The sequence below is a fragment of the Frankia sp. CcMO1 genome (assembly GCF_977945845.1).
The window spans coordinates 29,649-35,867 of record NZ_CDWTMG010000028.1 but is presented as its reverse complement, the minus strand read 5'-3'; the positions used below and the strand labels follow the sequence as shown (position 1 = coordinate 35,867).

The 6,219-nt window shown below is 69.8% G+C and carries 6 protein-coding genes; all 6 read left to right on the top strand.

The features are described from left to right. Positions 1-940, top strand: a 940-nt coding sequence (locus AC08OU_RS06265) for a molybdopterin dinucleotide binding domain-containing protein (RefSeq protein ID WP_476604491.1), incomplete at its 5' end; no start/stop codon positions are given. Further along, positions 937-2,286 (top strand): NADH-quinone oxidoreductase subunit NuoH, encoded by a 1,350-nt coding sequence (gene nuoH, locus AC08OU_RS06260; protein WP_476601370.1) that lies wholly within the window; start codon positions 937-939, stop codon positions 2,284-2,286. The genes AC08OU_RS06265 and nuoH, both read left to right, overlap by 4 nt. A gap of 3 nt (positions 2,287-2,289) precedes the next feature. Continuing rightward, complete coding sequence (nuoI, locus tag AC08OU_RS06255; protein WP_476601371.1) at positions 2,290-2,943, top strand: NADH-quinone oxidoreductase subunit NuoI; 654 nt, start codon at positions 2,290-2,292, stop codon at positions 2,941-2,943. Next, positions 2,940-3,746 carry an NADH-quinone oxidoreductase subunit J gene (locus AC08OU_RS06250; protein WP_476604490.1) on the top strand — a complete coding sequence of 269 codons (807 nt, stop codon included), beginning with the start codon at positions 2,940-2,942 and terminating at the stop codon, positions 3,744-3,746. Before nuoI ends, AC08OU_RS06250 begins: the two co-directional genes overlap by 4 nt. Continuing rightward, positions 3,743-4,042, top strand: coding sequence for an NADH-quinone oxidoreductase subunit NuoK (gene nuoK / locus AC08OU_RS06245; protein WP_462185661.1), 300 nt, complete (start codon positions 3,743-3,745; stop codon positions 4,040-4,042). The genes AC08OU_RS06250 and nuoK overlap by 4 nt, the downstream gene beginning before the upstream one ends. Positions 4,043-4,232: 190 nt before the next feature. Next, on the top strand, positions 4,233-6,218 hold the full coding sequence (gene nuoL / locus AC08OU_RS06240; protein WP_476604489.1) for an NADH-quinone oxidoreductase subunit L: 1,986 nt from the start codon (positions 4,233-4,235) through the stop codon (positions 6,216-6,218). Position 6,219 lies beyond the last annotated feature (1 nt).

Below are 6,219 nucleotides of genomic sequence, written 5' to 3'. Positions count from 1 at the left end.
GCTTCCCTCGCTGCTGCCCGGCGGCCGCCCGGTCACCGACGCCGCCGGGCGCGCCGAGGTCGAGGAGGTCTGGGGGGGTCCGCTGCCCGGCGCGCCCGGCCGCGACACCGACGGCATCCTGGCCGCCGCCGCGGCCGGGCGGCTCGACGGGGTGATCGTGGCCGGGGTCGACGCGGAGGACCTGCCGAATCCGGCGAGTGCGCTCGCGGCGCTCGCCCGGATGCCGTTCTGCGTCTCGATCGAGCTGCGCCGGTCGTCGATCGCCGAGGTCGCGGACGTGGTGCTGCCCATCGCCCCGGTGGCGGAGAAGGCCGGCTCGTTCGTCGACTGGGAGGGCCGGCTGCGACCGTTCCAGCGGGCCCTGGACACCCCGGCCCTGCCGGACGTCCGGGTGCTGCACCTGCTCGCCGCCGAGATGGGCCTCGACCTCGGCTTGCCCGACGCCGGCGCGGCCGCCCGCGAGCTGCGCGCCCTGGGCCGGGCCGGCGACGGTGTGAGCCGGGTGCCCGCCCCGTCGGAGCCGATCGCCGAGCCGCCGGTCGCGGGGGTGGGTGAGGCGGTGCTCGCGACCTGGCACCAGCTCGTCGACGACGGCGCTCTGCAGGCCGATGAGCCCTACCTGGCGGGCACCGCGCGCCCGGCGGTGGCCCGCCTGTCCGCCGCGACCGCCGCCGAGATCGGCGCCGTGGCCGGGGGGCGGGTAACCGTCACGACCCCCCGCGGCTCGATCACCCTGCCCGTCGAGGTCACGGCGATGCCCGACCGGGTGGTCTGGGTGCCGACCCACTCGCCGGGCTCGCACGTGCGCCGGACGCTTGCCGGGCACGCCGGGGTCCTCGTCCGGGTGGGCGCCGCCGGGACGAGCACCCCCGCCGAGGACGATCCCCCTGCCGGGGACGACACTCCCGCCGGGGACGACACTCCCGGAGGCCGCGCATGAGCGCCACCCCGCCCACGCTCGTCTGGGCCGCGGCCGCGGATCCGGACCTGCATGCGTTCGCCGACGACCCGTTCTGGCTGATCCTGCTCAAGGCCGTCGCGGTGTTCGCCTTCCTGCTGCTGATGACGCTGTTCGCGATCGTGTTCGAGCGCAAGGTCGTCGCGAAGATGCAGCAGCGGGTCGGCCCGAACCGCCACGGCCCGAGGGGCTGGCTGCAGAGCCTCGCCGACGGCGCCAAGCTGATGCTCAAGGAAGACCTCATCCCGGTACTCGCCGACAAGCCGATCTTCATCCTGGCGCCGATCGTCTCCGCGGTGCCCGCGTTCCTCGCCTTCGCGGTGATCCCCTTCGGTCCGGAGGTCTCGATCCTCGGGGAGCGGACCACGCTGCAACTGGCGGACCTGCCGGTGAGCGTGCTCTACCTGCTGGCGGCCGCCTCCCTCGGTGTCTACGGGCTCATCCTGTCGGGCTGGTCGAGCGGGTCCACCTACCCGCTGCTCGGCTCGCTGCGTTCGGCCGCGCAGATTATCTCCTACGAGGTCGCGATGGGGCTCGCGTTCGTCGCGGTGTTTATCTACGCCGGCACGCTGTCGACCTCCGGCATCGTGGCGAGCCAGTCGGGTCGCTGGTACATCGTGCTGGTGCCGTCGTTCGTCCTGTACTGCATCTCGATGGTCGGCGAGACGAACCGGACCCCCCTCGACCTCCCCGAGGCCGAGGGCGAACTGGTCGGCGGGTTCCACACCGAGTACAGCTCCATCAAGTTCGCGTTCTTCTTCCTGGCCGAGTACATCAACATGGTCACCGTCTCGGCGATCGCGACGACCTTGTTCCTCGGGGGCTGGCAGCCTCCGCCCATCCCCGGCCTGTCCGGTCTGAACTCCGGCTGGATTCCGCTGATCTGGTTCGTCCTCAAGCTGCTGGCGTTCCTGTTCTTCTTCATCTGGCTGCGCGGGACGCTGCCGCGGCTGCGGTACGACCAGTTCATGAGCTTCGGCTGGAAGGTGCTCATCCCGGTCGGTCTGGTCTGGGTGCTGGCCGTCGCGACCTTCCGCGTCTACCAGAAGCACGTGGACGACCGCACGCCCTGGCTCGTCGGGTTCGGCGTGGTCGTCGGCATCCTGCTGATCGTCGCGCTCATTGATCCCGGCGGCGCGAGGCACCAGCGGGAGCTGGAGGAGGCCGAGCAGCGCAAGTTGGCCGAGGCGCCGAGCCTCGACCGCATCCCGTGGCCGCCCCCACCGCCGGCCGGTGGACGGGGCCGTCCGGCGGTGTCCGCCGGTGCCTCGGCCAACGGGTCGTCCACTGTCATCCCCGCGGACCCCGGTCCGCGTCAGGAGCGTTGAGTCATGGGGATCCTCGACCCGTACAAGGGGTTCGGCGTCACCTTCGGGACGATGTTCAAGAAGCCGACGACCGAGCAGTACCCGGAGGAAAAAAAGGAGACCGCCCCGCGTTTCCACGGCCGTCACCAGCTCAACCGGCATCCCGACGGCCTGGAGAAGTGCGTCGGGTGCGAGCTGTGCGCCTGGGCGTGCCCGGCCGATGCGATCTATGTCGAGGGCGCGGACAACACCGAGGCTGAGCGGTACTCCCCGGGCGAGCGGTACGGCCGCGTCTACCAGATCAACTACCTGCGGTGCATCCTGTGCGGGCTGTGCATCGAGGCCTGCCCCACCCGGGCGCTGACGATGTCCAACGACTACGAGCTCGCCGACGACAGCCGACAGGATCTGATCTTCACCAAGGAACAGCTGCTCGCTCCGCTGCGCGAGGGCATGGAGGCGCCGCCGCATCCGATGCGGCTCGGCTCCAGCGAGACCGACTACTACACCCGCGACCCCGATGCCCCGCTGCCCTGGCAGGCCGCGGGGCAGGAGCAGGCCGCGGGGCAGGCCGCGGAGCGGGAGGCAGCAGACGTCATCGCCCGGCGGACGGCGGGCGAGCACTCCCGGGCGGACGAGGTTCCCGCCCACGGCGCCGGTTCGGAGCGACCACGATGAACCACGAGATCCTCGCCGCCGCGGCGGGGGACATCACCAGCACCTCCACCGGTGAGGCCGCGACCTTCTGGATCCTCGCCCCGGTCGCGGTGCTGGCCGCACTCGGCATGGTGATGGTCCGCAGCGCCGTGCACTCGGCGCTGCTGCTGGTGGCCAACCTGTTCTGCGTCGCGGTGTTCTACCTGATCCAGGAGGCACCGTTCCTCGGGTTCGTGCAGATCATCGTCTACGCGGGCGCGATCATGGTGTTGTTCCTGTTCGTGCTGATGCTCGTCGGGGTCGACTCGTCCGACTCGCTGGTGGAGACCATCCGCGGTCAGCGCCTCGGCGCGATCGTCTTCGGCCTCGGCTTCGCGGGCCTGCTGGCCTTCCCGATCGGTTCGGCGATCGACGGCGGGAGCGCCACGGGCTTGTCCGAGGCGAACACCGGCGGCAACGTCCAGGCGATCGGCCGCCTGCTGTTCACCGACTATGTCTTCGTCTTCGAGGCGATCTCGGCGCTGCTTGTCGTCGCCGCGATCGGCACGATGATCCTCGGCCACCGGGAACGCGAAGGCGGCCGGATCAGCCAGCGGGAGTGGATGCGGCGGCGCTTCACCGAGGGCCGTCAGGTCACCCCGCTGCCCGGGCCGGGGGTCTTCGCCCGGCATGACTCCGCCGACACGCTCGGGCTGTTGCCGGGCGGCGGGCGCGCCTCGGGCATCGGGGGCATCCCCGAGACGCCCGGCGAGCCGGGCGGCGGCATCTCCCGGGACGCGAACGGCTCGGCGCCCATCGGCGCCGATAAGGGGGACGGTCGATGAACCCCGCGAACTACCTGATCCTCTCCGCGCTACTGTTCACCATCGGCACGGTCGGGGTCCTCGTCCGGCGCAACGCGATCGTCGTGTTCATGTCGGTGGAGCTCATGCTCAACGCCGCGAACCTGACTCTGGTCACGTTCTCCCGCATTCACGGGACCCTCGACGGGCAGATCATGGCCTTCTTCGTCATGGTCGTCGCCGCGGCCGAGGTCGTCATCGGCCTGGCCATCATCCTCAGCATCTTCCGAACCCGTCACTCGGCGTCGGTGGATGACGTGAACCTGCTGAAGTACTAGATCCCAGCCAAGCACGAGTACGAGCGCGAGCACCAGATCTTGACCAGCATTCCCACCGCGGACCGGGTCGGGTGGACTCTCCGGTCCGCTCCCGCCGCCGGAACGCGGCTGCGACCGGCCGTCGGCCACGGAAGAACGGACGACACTGCAGTGACGCATTATCGCCAATGGCATCCGCGGCGGAGTCGCGATGAACGCTGACCCGCTTCTGCTCGCCGCCGCCGAACATGGCGGCAGCAAGATCCATTATGCGGCCGCGTCGGGGGTCTTCTCGCTGACCTGGCTGCTCATCGCGCTTCCGTTGGCCGGAGCCGCGGTGCTGTTGCTCGGCGGCCGGCGGACCGACGGGTTCGGGCATCTGCTCGGCACACTGACCTCCGCCGCCAGCTTCGTGATCGGTCTGGTGCTGTTCGCCGGCCTGCTCGACCGCCCCGGTGACGACCGGGCGCTGTCCCAGCAGCTGTACTCCTGGATTCCAGTCAACGGTTTCCAGGTGGACGTCGGTCTGCTGGTCGACCAGCTTTCGGTCGTCTTTGTGCTGCTGATCACCGGGGTCGGGACACTGATCCACATCTACTCGATCGGCTACATGGCGCACGACCCGGTCCGGCGGAAGTTCTTCGCCTACATGAACCTCTTCCTGGCGTCGATGCTGCTGCTCGTCCTGGGCGACAATTTCCTGTCGCTCTACGCCGGCTGGGAGCTGGTCGGGCTGTCGTCCTTCCTGCTCATCAAGTTCTGGGAGTACAGGCCGGCCGCCGCCACCGCGGCGAACAAGGCCTTCTACATGAACCGGGTCGGGGACGTCGGGCTGGTGCTCGCGATCATGTTCATGTTCGCCACCGTCGGGTCGACGAGCTACGCCGACGTGTTCGGCTCGGCCGCCGCGGGCGTCATCGGTTACGGCACGATCACCGCGATCGCGCTGCTGCTCCTGCTCGGCGCGTGCGGCAAGTCCGGTCAGTTCCCACTGCAGGCCTGGCTGCCGGACGCCATGGAGGGCCCGACCCCGATCTCCGCGCTCATCCATGCGGCAACCATGGTCACCGCCGGGGTCTACCTCATCGTGCGGGCCGGGCCGATCTTCAACGAGACGCAGGCCGCTCGCACCGTCGTAGTGATCATCGGGGCGGTCACGATCCTGATTGGCTGCGTCATCGGCTGCGCCTACGACGACATCAAGAAGGTGCTGGCCTACTCGACGGTCAGCCAGATCGGGTACATGTTCCTCGCGGTGGGGCTGGGACCGGCCGGCTACGCGATCGGCATCATGCACCTGCTCGCCCACGGCTTCTTCAAGGCCGGCCTGTTCCTCGGATCCGGCTCGGTGATCCACGCGATGCACGACGACCAGGACATGCGCCACTACGGCGGGCTCTGGCGGTACATGCCCATCACCTGGGTGACCTTCGGTTTTGGCTACCTGGCGATCATCGGGTTCCCCGGGTTCTCCGGCTTCTTCACCAAGGACCGGATCATCGAGACCGCCTTCGACAAGGGTGGGACATCGGGATACCTGCTCGGCTCGATCGCGCTGCTGGGCGCGGGCATCACCGCCTTCTACATGTCCCGGCTGTTCCTGATGACCTTCCACGGCAGGCCGCGCTGGACGACGGAGGGCGAGCACGTCCGGCATCCGCACGAGTCCCCGGTGTCGATGACCGGGCCGATGATCGTGTTGGCCGTCGGCTCGGTCCTCGCCGGTGGCCTGTTCGTCCTCGGCCACTCGTTGCAGGACTGGCTCGAACCGGTCGCCGGGACGCACGTCGAGGGCGTCCACACCTTCTCGCCGCTCGTCCTCACCCTGCTCACACTGGTGGTCACCGTCGGCGGCTTCGCCGGCGCCTATGTGCGCTACCAGCTGCGCCCGGTCGAGGCGACGGCCCCGCCGGACTCCAAGGTCACCCTGGTCACCGTCGCCGCCCGTCACGACCTGTTCGCGAACACCTTCAACGAGACCGTCGCGATGCGGCCTGGCCAGTACCTGACCCGTTTCCTGGTCTGGCTGGACCTCGTCGGCGTCGACGGGCTCGTGCGGAGCAGCGCCGCCGCCATCGGCGGCCTGTCGGGGCGGATGCGCCGCCTCCAGACCGGCTTCGTCCGGTCCTACGCTCTGTCAATGTTGGGAGGTGCCGTCCTCGTGGTCGGCGCGCTGTTGCTGGTGAGGGCGGGCTGAC

Bases quoted from the DNA above. Each gene is read 5' to 3' on its own strand.
- AC08OU_RS06250 (WP_476604490.1), top strand. From the start codon at position 2,940: ATGAACCACGAGATCCTCGCCGCCGCGGCGGGGGACATCACCAGCACC.
- nuoI (WP_476601371.1), top strand. From the start codon at position 2,290: ATGGGGATCCTCGACCCGTACAAGGGGTTCGGCGTCACCTTCGGGACG.
- nuoK (WP_462185661.1), top strand. From the start codon at position 3,743: ATGAACCCCGCGAACTACCTGATCCTCTCCGCGCTACTGTTCACCATC.
- nuoH (WP_476601370.1), top strand. From the start codon at position 937: ATGAGCGCCACCCCGCCCACGCTCGTCTGGGCCGCGGCCGCGGATCCG.
- nuoL (WP_476604489.1), top strand. From the start codon at position 4,233: ATGAACGCTGACCCGCTTCTGCTCGCCGCCGCCGAACATGGCGGCAGC.